Here is a 21,449-nt window from a genome sequence, read left to right on the forward strand (position 1 = left end):
GTCGTCGTGTCCGGTGGCCGCGGCGTCGGCTCGGCGGAGAGCTTCGACGTGGTCGAGAAGCTGGCGGACGCGCTCGGCGCGGCCGTCGGCGCGTCCCGTGCCGCGGTGGACTCCGGGTACTACCCGGCGCAGTTCCAGGTGGGGCAGACCGGCAAGACCGTGTCGCCGCAGCTGTACATCGCGCTGGGCATCTCGGGCGCCATCCAGCACCGCGCCGGCATGCAGACCTCGAAGACCATCGTCGCGGTGAACAAGGACCCGGAGGCGCCGATCTTCGAGATCGCCGACTTCGGCGTCGTCGGCGACCTGTTCAAGGTCGCGCCGCAGCTCACCGAGGAAGTCCAGAAGCGCAAGTAGCCTCCCGCTACCTCGGAGGGGCCGTCGCGACTCGCTCGCGGCGGCCCCTCTCAGCTTGCTCTCAGGAATGTTCACCGGAGGGCCACGCCCTCGTCATCGGAACAGGCACGTGGGGTTTCCCACGCACCGCGTACACCTGATGCCATGACGCAGGCACAGCTTCTCGTCAGCACCTCCGGTCGTGGTGCCACCCCACCCCGCTACTCGCTCCTCGTCGCCAGAGACGGGGAGGAAGTCCTTGCCGCACAACGGCTTCGCCACCGGGTGTTCGCCGAGGAGATGGGGGCGACCCTCCACACTCCCACCCCCGGGCTGGACATCGACGCGTTCGACGAGCACTGCGACCACCTCGTGGTGCGTGAGGACGTCTCAGGGGAGATCGTCGGCTGCTACCGGATGCTGCCGCCCGAGCGGGCGGCCGAGGCCGGGATGCTCTACGCCGAGACCGAGTTCGACCTCCGCAACCTCGCGCCGCTGAGAAACGGCCTGGTCGAGACCGGCCGGTCGTGTGTCCACCCGGACCACCGGACCGGGGCCGTCGTCAGCCTGGTGTGGGCCGGGATCGCGCGGTACATGCTCCTGTCCGGACACTCCTGGCTGGCCGGCTGCGCCTCGGTTCCCCTGCACGACGGCGGAAAGTTGGCCGCCGGCGTGTGGGACACCGTGCGGCGCAAGAACTACGCGCCCGAGGAGTACCGGGTCCGGCCGCTGCGGCCGTGGGACCACACGGGCGTCGAGGTGCCGCGCCGGAAGGAGATTCCCGCGCTGCTCAAGGGATACCTGCGGCTCGGTGCCTGGGTGTGCGGTGAGCCGGCCATCGACGCGGACTTCGGTGTGGCGGACCTGTTCGTCCTGTTGGGACTGGACCGGATCGACAAGCGGTACCTCAGCTACTTCCTGGGTGAGCAGGCATGAACCACGCCTGGTTCCCGCACTCGCCGTGCGGGCCCGGCTGTCTCGGCGGCCAGGAGCCCACGGTGGGGCGGATCCTGCGAACACTCCGCATCGCCGGCCTGCTCGCCGTCGTCCTCCTCAGCCTCCTCAGCCTGGTCCTGCTGCCGGTCGTCGGCAGGACCGGCAGGAACTGGCTCACCAGGGCCATCTTCCGCGGCGTCCTGCTGGCGATGGGGGTGCGACTGGTCGTCCACGGCACGATTCCCGGACCCGGCCGCGGCGCGTTGGTGGTCAACAACCACACGTCCTGGCTGGACATCGTCGCCGTCAACGCCGTGCGTCCCATGCGTGCCGTGGCCAAGCTGGACATCGCGTCCTGGCCCGTGCTCGGGTGGCTCGTGTCCGCGGCCGGGTCCATCTACGTCGACCGCGCGAACATCCGGTCGCTGTCCGGCACCGTGACCACGCTCGCCGATTCGCTCCGCGCCGGCTCGATGGTCAACGTCACGCCGGAGGGGACCACCTGGTGCGGCCTCACACACGGACGTTTCCGCCCCGCGCTCTTCCAGGCCGCGATCGACGGCGGCGTGCCGGTGCTCCCCGTCGCGCTGCGGTTCCGGCTCCGGGACGGCGCCAGGACCACCGCGCCGGCCTTCATCGGGGACGAGACCATCGTCGACTCCGTCCGGCGCACGGCCGCGCTCCGGGGACTCGTGCTGGAGGTGCACGTCCGCGACGAGATCGCACCCGGCCGGGCGGGAGACCGGCGCGAGCTCGCGACGCTCGCCGAGCGCGCGGTCGACGACGTGCTGACGCCCGCCACGCTGCCCGCGGAAAAACACTGGACCTCCAGTACGGTCGAGGTAGCACCATAGGCGGGGTGACCCTCGAGACGCCGGAGCGGGAAGAACAGGAATCCGTCTGGGCCGGCAGGTACCGCGCCACGACGATCGGGATGCTGACGCTGGTCACCATCGCCGCGTTCGAGCACCTCGGCGTCAGCACCGCCATGCCGAGGATGGTGGCGGAGCTGCACGGTGCGGCGCTCTACTCCTGGCCCTTCACGGCGTTCCTGGCCGCCAGCGTGATGGCTACGGTCCTCTCGGGACGGTTCTGCGACCGGTTCGGCCCCGGCTTGGCCCTGGTCACCGGGCCGGGGCTGTTCCTGGCCGGGCTGCTCGCGTCCGGGGCCGCCACCGGCATGCCGGTGCTGCTCGCCGGCCGCGTCCTGCAGGGTCTCGGCCTCGGGACGCAGACCGTCGCGATCTACGTGCTCGTCGCGCTCGTCTACCCGCACCGCAGCCGCCCGGCCGTGTTCGGGCTGCTCGCCGCCGCCTGGGTGGTCCCGTCGCTCATCGGCCCCACCGCGGCCGGGCTGATCACCGAGCACATCGGCTGGCGCTGGGTGTTCCTCGGCATCGCGCCCTTCGCGCTGCTGGGCGTCCTGCTGCTCACGCCGATCATCCGCGACCTGCCCAGCGTCGACGCGCCGGAGTCGGCGCCGAGACGCGGCCTCGGCGCCGCGGCCGTCGCCACCGCGTTCGGGATCGCCGCCATCACCTGGGCGGCCCAGCACCCGTCGGCCGGCATGCTGTTCCTCGGGATCGCCGGGGTCGCCGCGCTCGTGCCCGCGCTGCGGGTGCTCATGCCGCGGGGCACGTTCAGTGCCCGGCCGGGACTGCCGGCGACCGTGCTCATGCGTGGCGTGCTGGCCGGCGCGTTCTTCGGCGTCGAGGCGTACGTGCCGCTCACACTGACCGCCGTGCACGGCTTTTCACCCGCTATGTCCGGTCTGCCGCTGACCGTGGGCGCGATCGGCTGGGCGGGCGCCTCGCACTGGCAGGGCCGTCGCCCCGACCTCGACCGGCCCAGGCTCATCCGGTTCGGCCTGCTCGCGCTGGCCGCCGGGCTCGGCCTGATGTCGCTCGTGAGCGCCGACTGGGGGCTTGCGTGGCTCGTGCTGCCGTTCTGGCTGGTCGCGGGCACCGCGATGGGCCTGTCGTACCCGTCGATCAGCGTGCTCTCACTCGACTTCGCGCCACCCCGCGACCGGGGGTTCGTGTCCTCGGCGCTACAGGTCAACGACATGACGTTCTCGGCGATCTCGGTCGGCCTCGGGGGCGTGATGCTCGCCACGTTCGCCTCCACCGAGGCGCCGTCCGCCGCGATGGTGCCGCTGAACCTCCTGCTGGCGGGGCTCGCCTTGTTCGGTGCCCTTGTCTTCCGCCCGGAAAGGCAAGCCTCATGACCGAATTTCCCCGCAGCGGTCTACTCTTGTCTTGTCATGACTGCCTACCTCGACCACGCGGCCACCACGCCGATGCTGCCGGAAGCGGCCGCGGCGATGACCGCGCTCCTCGCCGACGCGCGGACCACTCGCGGCAACGCGTCGTCACTGCACACCTCGGGCCGGCGGGCCCGCCGCATGATCGAGGAGGCCCGCGAGGACATCGCGGCCGCGCTGGGGGCCAGGCCCTCCGAGGTGATCTTCACCGCCGGCGGGACCGAGAGCGACAACCTGGCGATCAAGGGCATCTACTGGGCCCGCCGCGCCGCCGACCCGTGCCGCAGGCGCCTGCTCGTGTCGTCCGTCGAGCACCACGCGGTGCTGGACGCGGCCGAGTGGCTCGTCGAGCATGAGGGCGCCGAGCTGACGCTGCTGGAGGTCGACGGGTTCGGCCGGGTGCACGACGACACGCTGCGGGCCGCGATCGCGGAGGACCCGGCGGGCGTCGCGATGGTCAGCGTCATGTGGGCCAACAACGAGGTCGGCACGGTCAACCCCATCGGCGAGCTGGCCACTACCTGCGCCGAGCAGGGCATCCCGTTCCACACCGACGCCGTGCAGGCCGTCGGCGCGCTGACCGTCGACTTCGCCGCGTCGAAGGCGTCCGCGCTCACCCTGACCGGGCACAAGCTCGGCGGCCCGTTCGGCGCGGGCGTGCTGCTGCTGGGCCGCGACGTCGCGTGCACACCCCTGTCGCACGGCGGTGGGCAGGAACGCGAGGTCCGCTCCGGCACGCTGGACGTGCCCGCGATCGTGTCACTGGCCACCGCCGTCCGCGCCGTCGTGGACGCCCGCCCGGTCGAGGCGGGGCGGCTCGCGGGCCTGCGCGACGAGCTGGTCGCGGCGATCCAGGAGATCGTGCCGGACGCGGTGCTCAACGGCGACCCCGGTCAGTCCGATGTGGACGGTGGGCCGTCACGGCTGCCGGGCAACGCGCACTTCACGTTCCCCGGCTGCGCCGGTGACAGCCTGCTGATGCTGCTGGACGCACGTGGCATCGAGTGCTCGACCGGGTCCGCGTGCACGGCCGGCGTGGCGCAGCCGAGCCACGTGCTGCTGGCCATGGACGTGCCGCCGGAGACGGCCCGCAGCTCGCTGCGGTTCTCGCTCGGGCACACCTCGACCGCCGCGGACGTGCGTGCCGTGGCCGAGGCCGTCGGCCCGGTCGTCGAGCGGGCCCGCCGGGCAGGCCTGGTGAACCTGCGCAAGGCCGCGAAGGTGGAGATCCTGTGAGCGTGGCCTGCCGAGCGAACCAGCGGGCACGGCTGGTGCCTGGTGACCGTGGGGAGCGTTCATGAAGGTGTTGGCCGCCATGTCAGGTGGCGTCGACTCCGCCGTGGCCGCGGCCCGTGCGGTCGACGCCGGTCACGACGTCGTCGGTGTGCATCTCGCGCTGTCCGCCAAGCCGGGGACGCTCCGCACGGGCGCGCGGGGCTGCTGCACGGTCGAGGACGCGCACGACGCCCGCCGCGTCGCCGACATCCTCGGCATCCCGTTCTACGTGTGGGACTTCGCGGAGCGGTTCACCGAGGACGTGGTGGCCGACTTCGTCGCCGAGTACGCCGCGGGCCGCACCCCCAACCCGTGCCTGAAGTGCAACGAGCGCATCAAGTTCGCCGCGTTGCTGGACAAGGCCACGGCACTCGGCTTCGACGCGGTCGCCACCGGGCACTACGCCCGACTGTCCCTTGTGGACGGGCGGCCGGAGCTGCGGCGCAGTGCCGACTACGGCAAGGACCAGTCGTACGTGCTCGCGTCGCTGCGGCCTGACCAGTTGCGCCACGCCATGTTCCCCCTGGGCGACTCGGTGAAGCCGGACGTGCGGGCCGAGGCCGAACGGCGCGGCCTCGCGGTCGCGGACAAGCCCGACAGCCACGACATCTGTTTCATTCCCGACGGCGACACCCGGTCGTTCCTCGACAGACACCTCGGCGAGCGCCCCGGCGCGCTGGTCGACGACGAGACCGGTGCGGTGCTCGGCGCGCACGCGGGCGTGCACGGCTTCACGGTCGGGCAGCGCCACGGGCTCGGCCTGCGGGTCCCGGCCGCCGACGGCCGGCCGCGGTACGTGCTGTCACTCGAGCCGGTGAACGGCAACGTGCGGGTCGGCAGCGCGGAGCGGCTCGCGGTCACGGAGATCGTCGGCAGCGAGCCGACCTGGCCGTCCGGTGTCGCGCCGGCGGACGGTATGCGCTGTGTCGCACAGGTCAGGGCCCACGGTGGCACGGCGCCCGGCACGGCGTCCATTGTGGACGGTCGACTGGTGGTCCGCCTCGACGAGGAACTACGCGGAGTAGCGCCGGGACAGGCCATTGTGCTCTACCGTCAGGACCAAAAGGGTGATGTGGTGCTTGCGAGCGCCACCATCGTGTCGACTGGGTAACCAAATAGGGTGCCATTTGGTGCATGGCCGTTACGCCAGGCGGGTGGTCATCGACTAACGAGGTGCGCGACACCGCCACTCGTCAGGAGTTGATCAATGACCAGCGCGTCTCACCATGGCAACGGCGACGGCAGCAGCCAGCCACGGCCGAAGCGTCAACTGATGCCGGACGCGATCACCATCCCGCCGGAGATCCTCACCCGGCACCGAGCCCGCGTGCTCGACCCCACGACCGCCGTCAGGTCACAGGACGGCACGTGGCCGTTGTCGACCGTCTACAGGTCCGACGTGCTGCTCGTCCCCGCGGGCGACGCCAAGAGGCTCCGGTCCGACCCGAAGCGGCGCCCGGAGCCGGACGACGACATCAACGGTGTGCTCGCACGGATCGACTACGAACTGCGCCCGCCGCGGGACGAGGGCTGGCAGAGCGTCGTCAACCGCCTGCCGGACAACGTGGGCGTGCCGGTGCCGCTGAAGTGGAAGGACGACCGTCCCGCCGACCGCGCGCCGGACCCGTGGGCGGGTTACGTCGTGCTCAAGGACGCGCTCGGCGAGCGCGTGAACGACTACGGCGTCGACCACATGGTGATGGGAGCGTCGCTGACGTTCGGCGGCGCCCCGGTGAGCCACGGCCCCAGCATCGGCTCGCCGGTCTCACACGGTCCCAGCATCGACGGTGGCATCGTCATGCACACCGGCGACCGCAACCCGGTCGCGCTGCTCATGCCGCGGCCCGTCCGGCCGAAGGCCGCTTCGCTGCCCGGCGGCCGGCGGCCGGTTGTGGCCGTGCTCGACACCGGCATCGGCCCGCACCCGTGGTGGAACGGTCAGGACCCGGCCGACCCGATCTACGAGGTGGCCCAGGACTTCCAGAACCAGCTCGCGAACGTCGAGATCGGCATCGGTCAGCTGAGCCCGACGCAGCCGAGCCCGCTGTCCAGTCCGTTCGAGACGCAGGACGAGATCGACCCGCTGCTCGGGCTGATCGACTCGCACTCCGGCCACGGCACGTTCGTGTCAGGCCTCGTGCACCAGCTGTGCCCGGCCGCGAAGATCCTCTCGCTGCGAGTGCTGCACAGCGACGGCTTCTCCACCGAGAGCGCGGTGGTGCTCGCACTGAACTGGCTGGTGGACCAGGTGACCAACCACGGGCGGCAGATCGACGTCGTGTCGATGTCGCTGGGTTTCTACGCGGAGACGGCGTCCGTGCCGGAACAGCAGCAGGTGCGCGGGCTCGTCGAGCAGCTCACCGCGCTCGGCGTGCTGGTGGTGGCCGCGGCCGGCAACGACGCCACGACGCGGCCGTTCATGCCGGCTGCCTTCGCCAAAGGGACCGGCGGCGCGGCGGGCGGCATCGAGCTGCTCGGCGCGGTCGGCGCACGCAACGCGCCCGGCGACACCACCGCCGCGTTCAGCAACTGGGGCGAGTGGGTCAGCCTGTGGGCGCCGGGCGACGGTCTGGTCAGCACGGTGCCGGTGTGGGAAGGCGCGGCCGAGGGTGGGCTGTCCCTCCTGGACGGAGCCGGCCTCGGGCCGGACGTGCGCACCGCACCCGACCCGGACGACCTCCGCACAGGCTTCGCGGTGTGGGCCGGCACGTCCTTCGCCACCCCGGTGATCGCCGGCCTGCTCGCGAGCGCCCTGACCACGGTCAAGGCCTGCGAGCTGGGCACCTCCGCCGGCGTCGCCAGGGCGAAGGACGCGCTGCGGTCGGTGAACTCCCAGATCGTCGACCGCGGCTGGAAGAAGAAGTCACCCGTTTCGGCGAAGCGGAGCCAAGAAGAGATCTCGGCGTCGTAGTGTTGCGGAATGGCGAGCTTGCCTAGCGAGTCACGGCAGGCTCGCCACGCCGAGGTGCTGGGCCAGGTCGTGGCGCTGCACCAACTTGCCCGCGAGGCGGGGTGGGCCTACCGGTTCGGCCGGGCCATCACCCTGCTTCGCGATGCCCAGCAGCTGCTGGACGACATCGGGCCCGACTCGCCGCCGGCCGCGGTGCTGCGCATCCGCGTCCTGGTCAGCTTCGGGTACGCCCTTGCGGAGTCCGGCTCGCACATCGACGGTCTGGCCCGGCTCGACGAGGCCGCCGCCCAGCTCGACGCGGTGTCCGGTCCGCGCCGCGCGGAGCTGGACGGTCTGGTGTTGTGCTATCGAGGTCTGCTGCTGCACCGGGCCGGCCAGATCGTCGAGGGCATCGAGTTCTTCGACGCGGCGGTCGCGCGGCTCACCGAGGCGGAGCAGGTCGGCGACCCCGACCTGCTGGCCGCCACGTACCTGAACCGGGGCCACGCCTTCATCGACCTCGCACAGGTCGTGCGGGCCGGCGAGGACTTCAAGCTGTGCCTCGCACTGTGCACCGAGCACGGCCTGAGCCTGGTGGCCGACAAGGCGCGCCACAACCTGGGTTACGTCCAGTACATGATGGGGGAGCTGCCGGCGGCGCTGCGGCACTACACCGAGGTCGAGCGCAGCTACCAGGTCAACACCCCGGGCCTGCTGCCCGCGCTGCGGCTGGACCAGGCGCGGGCGCTGCTGGCCGCGGGACTCGCCGCCGACGCCGCAAAGCACCTGGACGACGTGATACCGCGGCTGCGTGCACAGCGGGCCGGTCAGGACCTGGCCGAGGCCGAGGTCACCATGGCCGCCGCCACACTGCTGGACGGTCGGGCCGACCAGGCCCGGCGCCTGGCACGGTCCGCCGAACGCCGGTTCACCCGGCGCGGCAACACCCGGTGGGCCGCGGTCGCGGCGCTGGCGGCCCTGCGCACGGAGACTGCCAGCGCCCTCGCCGCGCCCCGGGTCCCGCGACGGTTGCCCGAGCGGGCGGTGAAGCTCGCCGAGGCGTTGCGGGCGTTGCTGCTGGAGGACGAGACCGGGCTCGCGCTGATGCTGGCCGTTCGGCTGGAGGTCCGTCGGGGCGACCCGGCCGCGGCCGAGCTGCTGCTGGACCAGCTGCCCCGGCAGCGTCCCACGACCCCGCTCGACCACCGGATGCTGCTGCGGCTGTGCCGCGCCGAGCTGGCCACCTCCCGCGGCGACCGGCGGCGGGCACTGACCGAGGCGCGTGCCGGGCTGGTGGAGCTGGGACGCGCGCGGGACCGCATGGGCGGGCTGGAGCTGGTGTGCGGCACGGCGATCCACGGCCAGCAGCTCGGCGACCTCGCCGTGCGGCTGGTGCTCGACGGCCCTCGGCGCGACGCGCGGCGGCTGTTCGGCTGGCTGGAGCGCACGCGTGCGCAGGTGTACCGGTACGAGCCGCTGCCGGAGATCGACGACCCGGTGCTGGCCGAGCAGGTGACGTCGCTGCGGTCATTGCGGCGGGCCGCGCAGCAGGAGCGGCTGGCCGGCCGGGTGCCGCGCGGCGAGGAGAAGAAGATCGTCGCGCTGGAGCGGGAGGTGCTGCGGCAGGGGTGGTACGCCTCGCCGTGGGGCCGACCGCGGCCGGTGGCGTCGCTGGCCGAGGTGTCCGACGCGCTGGGGGAGCGGGCGCTGGTGACGTTCGCGGCGTCCGGCGACGAGCTGGTGGCGGTGGTCGTCGCGGGTGGGCGGACCCGGCTGGTCCGGCTGTCGTCGGCGACGGAGACGTTCGAGTGGGCCAAGCGGCTGCACGCGGACCTGGACACCTATGCCCCGAACGGGTTGCCGCCGGCGATCAGCGCGGTGGTCGGCAGGTCGGCGTCGCACAGCGCGGACACGGTCGACGCGCGGCTGGTGCTGCCGGTCCTTCCGCTGGTCGGCGACCGCGAGCTGGTGGTCGTGCCGACGGGTCCGCTCTACGCCGTGCCGTGGGGGAGCCTGCCGTCGCTGCGGGGGCGTCCGGTGGTGGTCGCCCCGTCGGCGACGGCGTGGCTGACGGCCGAGTCGTCTCGTGACGAGGATGGCCACGTGGTGCTGGCCCGTGGGCCGCGCCTGCGGGAGACCGTCGCCGAGGAGACGGCGCTGACCAAGCTGTACCCGTCCGCGGCCCGCCTGTCCCAGGCGGCGGTCGGCGACGTGCTGTCCGCGCTGGACGGTGCGGCGATGGCCCACCTGGCCGCGCACGGCGAACACGAGCCGACGAACGCGATGTTCTCCCGGCTGGAGCTGGCCGACGGGCCCCTGTTCGCCTACGAGCTGGCGCGGCTGTCGCACCCGCCACGGCACGTGGTGCTCGCGGCGTGCGAGCTGGCCATGAACCACATCCGGCCGGGGGACGAGGCGCTGGGCTTCGCGGGCGGGTTGCTGGCAAGCGGGGTGCGCACGGTGGTCGCGGCGAACAGCCGGGTCGGTGACGCGTCGGCCGCGGCCACGATGGTGGAGTACCACGAACGAGTGGCAGCGGGAGAACGCCCCGCGGCGGCACTGGCGGCGGCGGTGGCGGTGGACCCGTTGAGACGCCCGTTCATCTGCCTCGGCGCGGGTTGAAACGTGTCCCGAACTTTGCCTGGCCGGCCCAACCGGACGCTGGCCTGCCACTATGCTCCGGGCCATGACCGTGCTGTTGGTGCTGATCCTGCTCGCCGTGATCGTCGGCGGCGTCGTGCTGTACCTGCGCGCGCGCCGGAACCGCACGGCCGCTCTGGGCGACCAGAGCGCGCGGCCGGGTGGGCCCGTCGACCCGCTCGCCGACCACCAGGGGGTCACCGACATCCGCACGGTGCGGGCCGGCGACATGATCGACTACGGCGACCAGCTGTACTTCGTGCGCGGCTCGCTGCGGCTCAAGGAGGGTGGCTACTCCTGGTCCGAGCACTTCCTCGACGACGCGCGTGGGTCCCGGCTGTGGGTGTCGGTCGAGGAGGACCCCGACCTGGAGGTCGTCCTGTGGCGGGAGACCGCGGACGTCACCGAGCCGGGTGGCAAGACGATGGAGGTCGGCGGCGTCACCTACCGGCGTGAGGAGGACGGCACCGCCGCGTACGTCTCGGAGGGCACGACGACGCTCGCCGAGCGCGGGTCGGTGGAGTACGTCGACTACGAGGGGCCGGACGGCAAGGCGCTGAGCTTCGAGCGGTTCGACGGCAGCAAGTGGGAGGCCGGGCTCGGCGAGGCGGTCGCGTTGCCCGCGTTGCGCGTGTACCCGGCCGGCAGTGACCGCACGTGAGAACGCGGGTTGCGACACGGTTCGCCGACTCGCGTGCGGCGGATCTGAGCCTCGCCTATGGGCTGCGACCGTTGCCCGCCCTCGGCACCCATCGGGTGACACTGGGTGAGATGACGTTGGAGCTGCGTGTGCTCGGGGCGTCACACCAGGTCGTGCTCGGGGAGTTCTCCGAGACGGTGGCGTGCCTGCCGGACCAGCCTGGTGCGCTGCCGTCGAGCTCGACGCGGACCTTCGGGGACTACTCGGTGCAGTTCGCGGCACTGTGCTCGCGCCCTGCCGACTTCGCGACGGAGGTGTCACGGGTCGTGACCGCCTGCGCGGCCGACCCCGACTCGCTGGTGGCCGAGTTTCCCGGTTCGCCCCTGGCCGTGACCGCCCTGTCGGCCCGTTCCTTCGCCGGCGGGGCCCGCTGGGAGACCTGGCACGCGTACCCGCAGGCCGGTGAGCTGGTCTGGACCTCGAGCGTGGTGACCCCGCGATGAGCTTGCGCACCAAGCTGTTGATCGCCGGCGCCCTCGGCGGTGTCGGGTTGATCGTGCTGCTGTTCGCCATCTTCGGCGGTGGCGGCATCCGGTCCTATCTGGACGACAACTTCCGCCGCCAGTCGGCATCGGGTAACTCGATCGTGTACACCTCCACGGCCAAGCCGAAGGCGGTGTACGAGCAGATCCGCTCGGCCCGTCCGCCGGCCGACACCCAGTTCGACCCGTCGGGCTACTTCCTCCGGTACTCCGACGACATCGTCGCGATCACGTCGAACGGCACCGGATCGAAGATCTACGTGGACGACGAGCGGCGGGGCTACTCGCACTGGCTCCTGTTCGTGGGCGGCGTGTGGGGCACTGGGGGCTCGGGCGACAACTTCCGCGGCGGTGGCCCCGGAGGCGGGAAGTGAGGCGCGCGGCGGTCGTGCTGGCCGGCGTGCTGCTCCTGGCCGCGCCGGCGCCGGCGTCGGCGGACGTGATCTTCGACGCGGCCGACGCCGACGAGCTGGCTTCGGTGCTCGCGGAGGCGTACACGGACCAGGGTGTGTGCTACGGCTGGCACGTCAGCGTGGACAACGTGGGGGTCCAGCAGGTGAGCGTCGGCTCGAACTTCGGTGCCGGCAAGTCGGCCGACACGGGTTCGTGCAAGGCGACGGTCGAGTTCCGGGCGAGTATCACCTATACGAGTGAGTCATCGGAGTCCGAGGACTCGGCGTCGTACGACCTGCACAGCACCCCGTCCTCGCTGACCCGCGACGACCTCGACGCCCTCGGCCTCGACTTCGACGGACTCACGGGCGACGATCCGGGCGCGGTGGTGGGCAAGGCGGTGACGGCGCTGCCGCTGTTGGCCGCGGACAAGGGGATAGCGACGCCACTGTCGGCCGCCCCCGACACCGCGACGGCACCGGCCGACGCCCAGCTGACCGACGACCCGGGTTCGGACTGGTGGCGAGACCGCGGCGGCATGCTGATCTGGGCACTGGTCCTGATGGCCGCGAGCGGCGTGCTGATCTGGTGGATCCTGAGGGTGAACCGCCGGCGCAGGCCCGCGCCGGCAGCGGCGGTGCCCGACCACGTGCCCGACTATGTGCCCGACTACGTGTCGGAGCCGTGGGAGGGGATGACGACCGCGGCCCCCCGGGAACCGGAGACCGGACCACCGTCGACCGAGGACGAGGCCAAGAACAAGGCTGAGGTCGAGACCGAGGACGAGACATCCGTCACCGAGCCGCGTGCCGCGGACGCGGCCGGCGCCGACGCCGATTCGGCCGCCGCCGGGCCGGCCGGTGCTGAGCCGCCCGTTGCCGATCCTTCTGGCGTTGAGCCAGCTGCCGCTGAGCCGTCTGGTGCCGATTCGGCTGGCGCTGAGCCGGCGCCCGATGAGGTGGCTGCCGCTGAGCCGTCTGATGCGGAGCCGTCTGATGCCGAGTCGGCTGCCGCTGAGTCGGCTGCCGCCGAACCGTCCGGCGCTGAACAAGCTGCCGGCGAGCCGGCTGCCGACCCGGCTGATGGCGATCCCGCTGTCGAGAAGCGCTCCGGCGGCGGGCGGCCACCCCAGAAGCCAACCTCATCCGATGAGTCCACAAAGGAGTAACCCCAGCATGGTTTCCGACGTCTTTGGTGAAGTCGGTATCGCCGCTACCTACGGGCTCGTCGGGCTCGTGCTGATGGCCCTCGGCTTCGTACTGGTCGACATCCTCACCCCCGGCAACCTGCGTGAGCAGATCTGGGTCCAGCGCAACCGGAACGCCTCGATCCTGCTCGCCAGCAACGTCCTCGGGGTCGGCATCATCGTGGCCACCGCCATCGCGGCCAGCCAGGGGAACTGGGCCGAGGGCCTGCTCTCCACCGCCGCCTACGGGATCCTCGGACTGGTCCTGATGGCCGTCTCCTTCGTCGTGCTCGACGCGGTCACGCCGGGCAAGCTCGGCGAGATCGTCGTCGAGGAGGCGCCGCATCCCGCCGTCTACGTCAACGCCGCGTCGCACATCGCCGTCTCCGCGATCGTCGCCGTCGCCATCTTCTAGGTGTCCACTCGGGTCGCTCGCGCCGGGCTCCTCTTCGCCACGTTCGTCTGCGCGGCGTGCGGCCTCGTCTACGAACTGGCACTCGTCGCGCAGGGCTCCTACCTGCTCGGCGACTCGATCACGCAGGCCTCCGTCGTGCTCGCCACCATGGTGTTCGCCATGGGGATCGGCTCGCTGACCGCCAAACCACTGCAGCGGCGGCCACTGCTCAGCTTCGTCACCATCGAGGGACTGCTCGCGGTCACCGGCGGGCTGTCCGTCCTCGGCCTGCACGCGGCGTTCACCTGGCTCGACCTGTACTGGCCGGCGCTGATCGGCATCGCGCTGATCGTCGGCGCGCTCATCGGCGCCGAGATCCCGCTGCTGATGACGCTGCTGCAGCGAATCCGCGAGCAGGACGCCGGATCCGCGACCGCCGACCTGTTCGCCGCCGACTACATCGGCGCGCTCGTCGGCGGCCTCGCGTTCCCGTTCCTGCTGCTGCCGCTGCTCGGGCAGACGCGCGGCGCGTTGCTGGTCGGCATGGTCAACGCCGTCGCGGGTGCGGCCGTCGCGCTGTTCCTGTTCCATACCAACGCATCCCGCAAGACGGCGCTCGCCGGCGGCATCGCCGTCGTGCTCGCGATCCTCGTCTTCGCGTTCGCGCAGAGCAACGCGTTCCTCCGCTACGCGCGGGACGAGCTGTACGAGGACCCGGTCGTCTACTCGGAAACCACGCAGTACCAGGACATCGTGCTGACCGAGTCGTCGCCGGTCGTGCCCGGCCCGAAGGACCTGCGGCTCTTCCTCAACGGAGACCTGCAGTTCAGCTCGGTCGACGAGTACCGCTACCACGAGTCGCTCGTGCACCCGGCGCTGACCGGCAAGCACGACCGGGTGCTCGTCCTCGGCGGCGGTGACGGTCTCGCGATGCGGGAGGTCCTGAAATATCCCGACGTCCGCGAGGCCGTCGAGGTCGAGCTGGACCCGGCCGTGCTGCGGCTGGCACGCGACAACCCCGAGATCGCCGCGCTCAACCAGCGCTCGCTGGACGACCCGCGGGTGCGCGTGGTGAACGCCGACGCGTTCACCTGGCTGCGCGAGACGGAACAACGCTTCGACGCCGTGATCATCGACATGCCCGACCCGGACTCGACGTCCACCGCCAAGCTGTACTCCGTCGAGTTCTACTCGCTGGCCCGCCGGGCGCTCGTCCCCGGCGGCCGGCTCGTGGTGCAGGCGGGCTCGCCGTACTTCGCGCCGCGCAGCTTCGACTGCATCGACGCCGGCATCAGGGCCGCGGGCCTGGAGACCACCCCGTACCACGTGAACGTCCCGAGCTTCGGCGACTGGGGCTTCGTCCTGGCCCAGGTCGGCAGGAAGCCGGGCCTGAACCTGGATCCACCCCAGCCACTCCGCTTCCTCGACGAGCAGAACCTGGCCGCCGCGGCCATCTTCCCGGTGGACCGCAGGCCGAGCAACGCCGAGGCACCGTCCACTCTGGACGACCCGAGGATCGTCCGCCTGAACGTGGCCGAATGGCAGCAGTACTGACGCGGTTCCCCTCTGTCCTACCTTCGGGTGAACCTCACGTCACGGTGCAGCTGACCGTCGGGGCCGTGTTGGCACCGGTGTGACTGGCCAGGAAACCGAACGTCGTGGTCGCCCCCGGTGCGAGCGGGCCGTTCCAGCCCACGTTCCGGGCCGTCACCTCCGCCGCGCTCTGGGTGACCGTGGCGTTCCACGACTGAGTGATCTTCTGCCCGTTCGCGAAGCTGAACGTGGCCGTCCACGACGACGTGCTCGTGGTGCCACCGTTGCGCACCGTCACCTCGCCCTGGAAGCCGTCGCCCCACTGGCCGGCCAGCTTGTACGTCGCGGCGCAGGCGCCGGCCGGCGGCGGGTCGGTGTCCGGCGGGGTCGGCTCGCCCAGGGCCGCCGCGACCGCCGGGTACCACCGGTTCGCCATCTTCTGGAAGCCGGAGTCGACCGGGTGCACGCCGTCGAACGTGTCCGTCGCGGCACTGAAGCCGGTCCACTGGTCCACGACGGTGATCGGCGACGCCGAGGTGGTCCTGCCGGCCGCCCACGCCGGGATCGCGTTGTCGAGGTCCACGACCCGCTGCGCGCATCCCGTGCAGGTGCTGGGTTCCATCGGGATGATCTTCGCGACGATGATCCTCATGTTCGGGTTGCTGGCACGCATCTGGTCGACCAGCTTCGAGTACGCGGCCAGGATCTGGGCCGTGCTGATCGTGCCGCCCCACATGTCGTTCGTGCCCAGGTGCATGAGGACGATGTCGGGGTGGGCCGCGGACAGCCACGGCGGCAGCTGGTTCTGGTCGGCGATGCCGGTCGCGGCGAAGCCGCTGTGGCCCTCGTGGTCGGCGTCCAGCGGGACCGCGCAGCCGCCGCTGTTCTGGGTGCCCACGAAGTCGATGTTGGTGTACCCGGCGCGTTGCAGCTGGTCCCAGAGGAACGCGCGCCAGCAGCCCGGCCCCGCGGTGATGGAGTCGCCCAGCGGCATGATCCGCAGCGGGGCGGGCGCCGAGGCGGCGGACTGGCCGGTCACGAACACCACTGCCGCGAGGAGTGCGGCGACGAGGCCGTACGGGAGGAGCCTTCCACGCATGTCGTCCTCCTCAGGCCACCGTGAGCAGGTGCGCTCGGTACCCCGAGCCGAAGGTCTGGGTCGGCGTGCCGGCGTAGTCCTCGATCAGGACGTTGCCAGAGCCGCAGCCCCAGGGGTTCCAGGTCCAGGCGTGGTAGCCGAGGCCCTTCTGGTCCAGCCACGCCATCACCTGGTCGAGGTAGTCGTGGGCGCAGGTGTTCTGGCCGATCTCGCCGGCCTGCACGGGAACCCGCGCCGCCACCGCGCCGATCTCGTTGTCCCAGCAGGAGACCGTGACGCACGCGTTGAAGTTGTACGAGTGCCAGGACGCCATCAGGTTGCCGGTCGGGTCGGCCGGCGCGTAGGTCAGCCACTGGGAGAGGTCGTTGGTCCAGCGCAGGCCGGCGCTCAGGATCACGTTGGTCGCGCCGGTCGCGCGGACCGCGTCCACCAGGTCCTGCATGCCGGCGACCTCGTAGGTGAAGCCGGCGCAGGTGCCGCCGTCGCGCAGGCAGCGCCACTCGGCGGCCGGGTTCGCCCAGTTGTCCGCCGCGTCCGGGTACGGCTCGTTGAACAGGTCGAACAGCACGGCGTCGTTGCCCTTGAAGGCGTTGGCCACCTGGGTCCAGAAGGTCGGCGTGTACTGCATGCTCGGCATCGGCTTCTGGCAGGTCGCGTTGACGTCCGTGCAGGCGGACACGTTGCCGGTGTACTGGCCGTGCGTCCAGTGCAGATCGAGGACCGGGTTGATGCCGTTGGCCACCAGGAGGTTCGCGTAGTCCTTGACGGCCTTTTGGTAGGTCGCGCCGCTCGGCGCGCCGGACAGGCCCAGCCAGCAGTCCTCGTTCAGCGGGATCCGCACGGACCTGATGTGCCAGGCCCGCATCGCGTCGACCGACGCCTGGTCCACCGGGCCGCCGTCCCACATGCCCTTGCCCTGCACACAGGCGAACTCGGCGCTGGCACGGTTGACGCCCAGGAGCCGGTAGTTCGCGCCGGTGCTGGTCAGGAGCCTGTTGCCGGACACGTGTAGCGCCGGCGCGGCAGGGCCGGTCGGCGGCGGTTCCTCGGGGGCGGTGCCGGTGCAGGCGGCGCCGTTGACCGCGAAGTCCGTCGGGGCGGAGTTCGTGCCGCTGTAGGAGAAGTTCGCGCCCGGGCTGACGCTGCCGCCGACGGGGATGGCGGCGTTCCACGTCGCGTTGGTGACGGTGACCCGGTTGGCGGACTGGGACCACACGCCGTTCCAGCCCTGCTGCAGGGTCTGGTTGCCGGCGTAGGAGTAGGTCACGGACCAGCCGCTCACGGACGAGGTGCCGACGTTGCCGATCTTCACGGTGGCGCTGAAGCCGGCGCCCCAGTCGTTGGCCGAGTAGTCGACCCGGCAGGCGAAGGCCGGTGCGGCGGTGGCCCCGCTCGTCGGCAGGGCCACGCAGGCCATGGCGGCCAGGACACCGGACAGGGCGAGTTTGACGGCTCTCGACATTCAGCACTCCCTTGTGCGCGTGTTCTCTGGGAGCGCTCCCAGAGTCCGTGGTGCAAACCGTCGCGCCTGGAGGCCGAGACTGTCAATCGCCCGGCGGCCGGCCGTGGGCAATTCACTCGGCCGGCCGCGGTGAGGTGCCCTGATCGGCGCAATGAGCCGCCGACGTGTCACTGCTCGTGGTCACCGGTCAGGCCAGCGAGAATACCGCCCACCGAAAACTGGGAACGCTCCCAAAAAGGCTCAGGGGAGCAGCAGGTTCACGTCGCCGAACTCGTGCCACAGATAGCCTGCCGCCGTCGCCTCGCGGTACGTCTCGCACAGGAGGGCGTGCCCGGCGATCGCGGCCAGCATGTCGAGGTGCGACGCCCTCGGCTCGTGGAAGCCGGTCAGCAGCCCGTCGACGTGCCGCACCCCGCGCTCCGGCGTGATGATCACGTCCGTCCAGCCCTCGTCCCCGTCGGTCTCGATGGCGCGCACGGCCGTGGTGCCCACCGCGATCACGCGGCGGCCCTCCGCGCGGGCCCGAGCCACCAGGTCGCGGCTCGTGCGCGGGACCGCGAACCGTTCCGGGTACGGGCGTTCGTGTGCCTCCGGCGACGCCACACCGGTGTGCAGGAGGACCGGCGCGAACTGCACCCCGTGCGCCACCAGCCGCGTCACCAGCCGGTCGGTGAACGGCCGGGACGCGCTCGGCATCTCCGCGCTCCCCGGCGTCACCCCGAAAACCGTTTGGTAGCAGGAGATCGGCCACCCGCCGCCGACGTAGGAGTACCGGATCGGCGACCCGAACACCGCGAGGTACGCGGGCACCCCGCGACCCCGCGTGTCCACCTCGGACTCCCACAGCCGGCCCGAGGAGAACGGCCGGCGCAGCGTCACGGAACCGCCGCCGAACAGCGCGTACCGCTCGCCGGCCCGGCCGTCGTGGAACGGCGCCGCCGCCCGCCGCAGCTCGACCAGCCACGTGCCGTCCGGCTGCTCGGTCGAGAAGTGCACGACCAGCCGGCTGTCCGGCACCGGCACCGCGGCGGGCACGGTCGCGGACGTGTTCACCACGAGCACGTCTCCCGCCCGCAGCAGCGACGGCAGCTCCGTGAACCGGTGGTGCCCGACCCCCGCGGACGAGCTGACCAGCAACCGCACCTCGTCCCGCCCGAGCCCCCTGGCCTCGGGTGGTTCGTGTGCCTCCAGCGTGGCCGGCAGCGTGAACTCGAGTGTCACCGCCGGCCCCCTGCCGCCATGCCCCGAGAGAGTCCCTCGGGGCACCGGGCGCGGGTCACGCCGGCACCGTCAGGTCGGCCAGCCGGACCCGGCCCGACGGCGGGCGGGACGTCACCAGGTGCCGGAACGCGGGCACCACCGCCTCCGGCAGCGGCCGGTCGCCGATGTCCTCGCCCGGGAACGCCTCCTGGTGCATCCGCGTCCGCAGGTCACCCGGGTCCACCCACCACACGCGGACCGCGGGCTCCTCGGCCGCCAGCACGGCACTCGCCTGCTCGACCGCCGCCTTCGCCGAGCCGTAGCCGCCCCAGCCCTCGTACGGCTCGACCGCCGCGTCCGACGTGACGTTGACGACCGCCCCCGCCCGGGACCGCAGCACCGGCAGCGCGAGCTGGGTCAGCGCGAGCGGCGCCAGCACGTTCACCTCGTACACCTCGCGCAGCTCGTCGAGCGGGTACGACGCCAGCCGCGGCCGAGGGCTCGGCCCCAGGATGCCGGCGTTGTTGACCAGCAGGTCGGCCCCGTGCCCGAGCAGCGCGGCGCGGTGCGCGGGATCGCGGACGTCCCCCGGCACGGCGACCACGTCACCGCCGATCCACTCCGCGGCGGCGGTCAGGTCGGCCGGCGTGCGTGCGTCCACGACGAGCCGCCATCCCGCCTCCGACAGTCCGGTGGCCAGCGCGAGGCCGAGCCCCCGGGACGCACCGGTGATGATCGCTACACGTTTCATGTGACCGACGCTAAGGACGCGCGGAGGCGCTGCCATCGGTCCCGGGACCGCCGGGACCTCGGTCTTTGGACCTAGGTCCGGCCGCGGCGGCGTGGTGTGTGGGTACCGTGGACGGCGTGAACGTCCGGAGCGAGCTGCGGGACGTCAGCGCCGCGGTGCTGGCCGTGACCGCGCACCTGTCCGTCCGTGACGTGCTCACCACGATCCTCTCCGCCGCCCGCAAGCTCGTCGGCGCCCGCTACGCCGCGCTCGGCGTGCCCGACGAGGACGGCGGCTTCGCGGAGTTCCTCGCCGACGGCCTGACCGACGAGGAATGGGACGCGATCGGCCCGCTGCCGCGGCAGCACGGCGTGCTGGGCCTCATGCTGTGCGACCCCAACCCTGTGCGGCTGGCCGACATCCGCGAGCACCCGCACTTCGGCTGGTGGCCAAAGGCGCACCCGTGGCTGACCGACTTCCTTGGCATGCCGATCAGCGACGGCGACGAGATCGTCGGTGAGCTGTTCCTGGCGAACAGCTGCAAGCCGGACGGGTTCACGGCGGAGGACGAGGAGCTGGTCCGGCTGCTTGCCGCGCACGCCGCGATCGCGCTGGTCAACGCCCGGCTCTACGAGCACAGCCGCGAGCTGTCCATCGTGGAGGAACGCAACCGGATCGCCCGCGAGCTGCACGACGCCGTCTCGCAGAAGCTGTTCAGCCTCCGGCTCACCGCCGACGCCGCCCTGGGGCTGATCGACCGCGACCCGTCCCGGGCGAAGGCGGAGCTGGCGACCGTGCGCAGGCTCGCGGCCGAGGCGAGCAGCGAGCTGCGGGAGATCGTCGTCGGGCACCGGCCGCCCGACCTCGACGGCGACGGCCTGGACAAGGCGCTGCGCAAGCAGGTCGAGCTGCTGGACCGTGTGCACGCGCCGGTTCTGCGCTTCGCCGGCTGCGACTGCGTGCCGGTGCTGACCGAGCAGGGGCAGGAGGCCGTGTACCGGATCGCGCAGGAGGCCATGCACAACGCGTTGCGGCACGCGGACGCCGGCCGGATCGACGTCGTGCTCACGGCCGACGACGGCGGCACCGTCCTGCGGGTGACCGACGACGGTGTGGGTTTCGCGCCGGCCAGCGCGGTCGCCGGCCGTCGGCTTGGGCTCGCGTCGATGCGGGAACGGGCGGCGGAAGCAGGCGGCACGCTCACGGTGACGTCCGAGCCGGGCGGCGGGACGACGGTGCGGCTGGCGGTCCCGGCATGATCCGGGTCCTGGTCGTCGACGACCATCCCGTCGTGCGGCAGGGTCTGCGCACGTTCCTCGATCTGCAGGACGACATCACGGTGGTGGGTGAGTCCGCCGACGGTGAGTCCTGTGTGGACGATGCCGTTCGGTTGCGTCCGGACGTGATCCTGCTCGACCTCCGCATGCCGGGCGCGGACGGGGTGGCGGCCCTGCGTGGCCTGCGGGACGGTCTGGCCCGGGTGCTGGTGGTCACGAGCTACACCGAGCCGAGCGCGGTGCTGCCCGCGGTGCGTGCCGGCGCGGCCGGTTACGTGTACAAGGACATCGACCCGCCCGCGCTCGCGGCCGCCATCCGGTCCGTGCACGCGGGGCACGTCCTGCTGCATCCGGACGTGGTGCGCCTGCTGGCCGCCGCGGAGTCGCGGCCGGCCGAGCTGACCGCGCGTGAGCGGGACGTGCTGGCCGAGCTGGCCCGCGGCCGGTCGAACCGGGAGATCGCCAGGGCGCTGCGACTGTCGGAGAAGACGGTGAAGACGCACGTCAGCGCCATTCTGGGCAAGCTGGGGGTGCAGGACCGGACCCAGGCCGCGCTGCACGCCGTCCGCACAGGTCTGGTGGACACGCATCAACCGAACGGCTGACCCCAGGAATCAACCCGTGGCCTGATGCCCACTCGCGCCACCGGTGGC

20 protein-coding genes are annotated in these 21,449 nt (G+C 72.0%); 16 read left to right on the top strand and 4 right to left on the bottom strand.

The features are described 5' to 3' along the window. The 14 genes from VET29_RS20645 to VET29_RS20710 all read left to right on the top strand — a co-directional run. Positions 1–357 (top strand): electron transfer flavoprotein subunit alpha/FixB family protein (locus VET29_RS20645; RefSeq protein ID WP_324922904.1); only part of this gene is annotated, 357 nt, incomplete at its 5' end. A 144-nt stretch (positions 358–501) separates the two neighbouring features. After that, positions 502–1,272 (top strand): GNAT family N-acetyltransferase, encoded by a 771-nt coding sequence (locus VET29_RS20650; RefSeq protein WP_324922906.1) that lies wholly within the window; start codon positions 502–504, stop codon positions 1,270–1,272. Continuing rightward, positions 1,269–2,126 (top strand): lysophospholipid acyltransferase family protein, encoded by an 858-nt coding sequence (locus tag VET29_RS20655; RefSeq protein WP_324922908.1) that lies wholly within the window; start codon positions 1,269–1,271, stop codon positions 2,124–2,126. The genes VET29_RS20650 and VET29_RS20655 overlap by 4 nt, the downstream gene beginning before the upstream one ends. Positions 2,127–2,131: 5 nt before the next feature. After that, positions 2,132–3,499: an MFS transporter gene (locus VET29_RS20660; protein WP_324922910.1), complete on the top strand. Its 1,368-nt coding sequence runs from the start codon at positions 2,132–2,134 to the stop codon at positions 3,497–3,499. Between the two features lie 36 nt (positions 3,500–3,535). Beyond that, a complete protein-coding gene (locus VET29_RS20665; RefSeq protein ID WP_324922912.1) occupies positions 3,536–4,771 on the top strand; it encodes a cysteine desulfurase family protein in 1,236 nt (411 codons plus the stop codon). A 61-nt stretch (positions 4,772–4,832) separates the two neighbouring features. Continuing rightward, positions 4,833–5,921, top strand: a complete 1,089-nt coding sequence (gene mnmA, locus VET29_RS20670; RefSeq protein ID WP_324922914.1) for a tRNA 2-thiouridine(34) synthase MnmA — start codon at positions 4,833–4,835, stop codon at positions 5,919–5,921. 96 nt (positions 5,922–6,017) lie between these two features. Next, positions 6,018–7,721 carry a S8 family peptidase gene (locus VET29_RS20675; RefSeq protein WP_324922916.1) on the top strand — a complete coding sequence of 568 codons (1,704 nt, stop codon included), beginning with the start codon at positions 6,018–6,020 and terminating at the stop codon, positions 7,719–7,721. Positions 7,722–7,730: 9 nt separating this feature from the next. After that, positions 7,731–10,322 carry a CHAT domain-containing protein gene (locus VET29_RS20680; protein WP_324922918.1) on the top strand — a complete coding sequence of 864 codons (2,592 nt, stop codon included), beginning with the start codon at positions 7,731–7,733 and terminating at the stop codon, positions 10,320–10,322. 64 nt (positions 10,323–10,386) lie between these two features. Beyond that, positions 10,387–11,001, top strand: coding sequence for a DUF4178 domain-containing protein (locus VET29_RS20685; protein WP_324922921.1), 615 nt, complete (start codon positions 10,387–10,389; stop codon positions 10,999–11,001). Next, the gene (locus VET29_RS20690) at positions 10,998–11,483 is read left to right on the top strand and encodes a DUF2617 family protein (protein ID WP_324922924.1); all 486 of its coding nucleotides are present in this window, start codon (positions 10,998–11,000) and stop codon (positions 11,481–11,483) included. The genes VET29_RS20685 and VET29_RS20690 overlap by 4 nt, the downstream gene beginning before the upstream one ends. After that, complete coding sequence (locus VET29_RS20695) at positions 11,480–11,896, top strand: DUF4247 domain-containing protein (RefSeq protein ID WP_324922926.1); 417 nt, start codon at positions 11,480–11,482, stop codon at positions 11,894–11,896. The genes VET29_RS20690 and VET29_RS20695 overlap by 4 nt, the downstream gene beginning before the upstream one ends. Continuing rightward, a complete protein-coding gene (locus tag VET29_RS20700; RefSeq protein WP_324922928.1) occupies positions 11,893–13,083 on the top strand; it encodes a hypothetical protein in 1,191 nt (396 codons plus the stop codon). Before VET29_RS20695 ends, VET29_RS20700 begins: the two co-directional genes overlap by 4 nt. Before the next feature lie 7 nt (positions 13,084–13,090). After that, positions 13,091–13,516 (top strand): DUF350 domain-containing protein, encoded by a 426-nt coding sequence (locus tag VET29_RS20705; RefSeq protein WP_324922930.1) that lies wholly within the window; start codon positions 13,091–13,093, stop codon positions 13,514–13,516. Further along, positions 13,517–15,049, top strand: a complete 1,533-nt coding sequence (locus VET29_RS20710) for a polyamine aminopropyltransferase (protein ID WP_324922933.1) — start codon at positions 13,517–13,519, stop codon at positions 15,047–15,049. Between the two features lie 34 nt (positions 15,050–15,083). On the opposite strand, the gene VET29_RS20715 is transcribed toward VET29_RS20710, so the two are convergent. From VET29_RS20715 to VET29_RS20730, 4 genes are all read right to left on the bottom strand, one after another. After that, on the bottom strand, positions 15,084–16,127 hold the full coding sequence (locus VET29_RS20715) for a cellulose binding domain-containing protein (protein WP_324922936.1): 1,044 nt from the start codon (positions 16,125–16,127) through the stop codon (positions 15,084–15,086). A gap of 10 nt (positions 16,128–16,137) precedes the next feature. Beyond that, complete coding sequence (locus tag VET29_RS20720) at positions 16,138–17,589, bottom strand: cellulase family glycosylhydrolase (protein ID WP_324922938.1); 1,452 nt, start codon at positions 17,587–17,589, stop codon at positions 16,138–16,140. A gap of 240 nt (positions 17,590–17,829) precedes the next feature. Beyond that, on the bottom strand, positions 17,830–18,810 hold the full coding sequence (locus VET29_RS20725; RefSeq protein WP_324922940.1) for an S-adenosylmethionine:tRNA ribosyltransferase-isomerase: 981 nt from the start codon (positions 18,808–18,810) through the stop codon (positions 17,830–17,832). Between the two features lie 55 nt (positions 18,811–18,865). Further along, the gene (locus VET29_RS20730; RefSeq protein WP_324922942.1) at positions 18,866–19,540 is read right to left on the bottom strand and encodes an SDR family oxidoreductase; all 675 of its coding nucleotides are present in this window, start codon (positions 19,538–19,540) and stop codon (positions 18,866–18,868) included. A gap of 116 nt (positions 19,541–19,656) precedes the next feature. Here VET29_RS20730 and VET29_RS20735 point away from each other — a divergent pair, with 116 nt between their 5' ends. Next, a complete protein-coding gene (locus tag VET29_RS20735; RefSeq protein WP_324922944.1) occupies positions 19,657–20,778 on the top strand; it encodes a GAF domain-containing sensor histidine kinase in 1,122 nt (373 codons plus the stop codon). Further along, positions 20,775–21,401, top strand: a complete 627-nt coding sequence (locus VET29_RS20740; protein WP_324922947.1) for a response regulator transcription factor — start codon at positions 20,775–20,777, stop codon at positions 21,399–21,401. The genes VET29_RS20735 and VET29_RS20740 overlap by 4 nt, the downstream gene beginning before the upstream one ends. Positions 21,402–21,449: the final 48 nt, after the last annotated feature.

This window comes from Actinophytocola sp., assembly GCF_035634895.1.
In the GTDB taxonomy this organism is placed as follows: Bacteria; Actinomycetota; Actinomycetes; order Mycobacteriales; family Pseudonocardiaceae; genus Actinophytocola.

What these genes read in the sequence shown, in the direction of transcription:
- VET29_RS20665 (WP_324922912.1), top strand. Translation starts at nt 3,536, where the DNA reads ATGACTGCCTACCTCGACCACGCGGCCACCACGCCGATGCTGCCGGAA.
- VET29_RS20680 (WP_324922918.1), top strand. Translation starts at nt 7,731, where the DNA reads ATGGCGAGCTTGCCTAGCGAGTCACGGCAGGCTCGCCACGCCGAGGTG.
- VET29_RS20695 (WP_324922926.1), top strand. Translation starts at nt 11,480, where the DNA reads ATGAGCTTGCGCACCAAGCTGTTGATCGCCGGCGCCCTCGGCGGTGTC.
- mnmA (WP_324922914.1), top strand. Translation starts at nt 4,833, where the DNA reads ATGAAGGTGTTGGCCGCCATGTCAGGTGGCGTCGACTCCGCCGTGGCC.
- VET29_RS20675 (WP_324922916.1), top strand. Translation starts at nt 6,018, where the DNA reads ATGACCAGCGCGTCTCACCATGGCAACGGCGACGGCAGCAGCCAGCCA.
- VET29_RS20730 (WP_324922942.1), bottom strand. Translation starts at nt 19,540, where the DNA reads ATGAAACGTGTAGCGATCATCACCGGTGCGTCCCGGGGGCTCGGCCTC.
- VET29_RS20740 (WP_324922947.1), top strand. Translation starts at nt 20,775, where the DNA reads ATGATCCGGGTCCTGGTCGTCGACGACCATCCCGTCGTGCGGCAGGGT.
- VET29_RS20650 (WP_324922906.1), top strand. Translation starts at nt 502, where the DNA reads ATGACGCAGGCACAGCTTCTCGTCAGCACCTCCGGTCGTGGTGCCACC.
- VET29_RS20685 (WP_324922921.1), top strand. Translation starts at nt 10,387, where the DNA reads ATGACCGTGCTGTTGGTGCTGATCCTGCTCGCCGTGATCGTCGGCGGC.
- VET29_RS20655 (WP_324922908.1), top strand. Translation starts at nt 1,269, where the DNA reads ATGAACCACGCCTGGTTCCCGCACTCGCCGTGCGGGCCCGGCTGTCTC.
- VET29_RS20705 (WP_324922930.1), top strand. Translation starts at nt 13,091, where the DNA reads ATGGTTTCCGACGTCTTTGGTGAAGTCGGTATCGCCGCTACCTACGGG.
- VET29_RS20720 (WP_324922938.1), bottom strand. Translation starts at nt 17,589, where the DNA reads ATGTCGAGAGCCGTCAAACTCGCCCTGTCCGGTGTCCTGGCCGCCATG.
- VET29_RS20715 (WP_324922936.1), bottom strand. Translation starts at nt 16,127, where the DNA reads ATGCGTGGAAGGCTCCTCCCGTACGGCCTCGTCGCCGCACTCCTCGCG.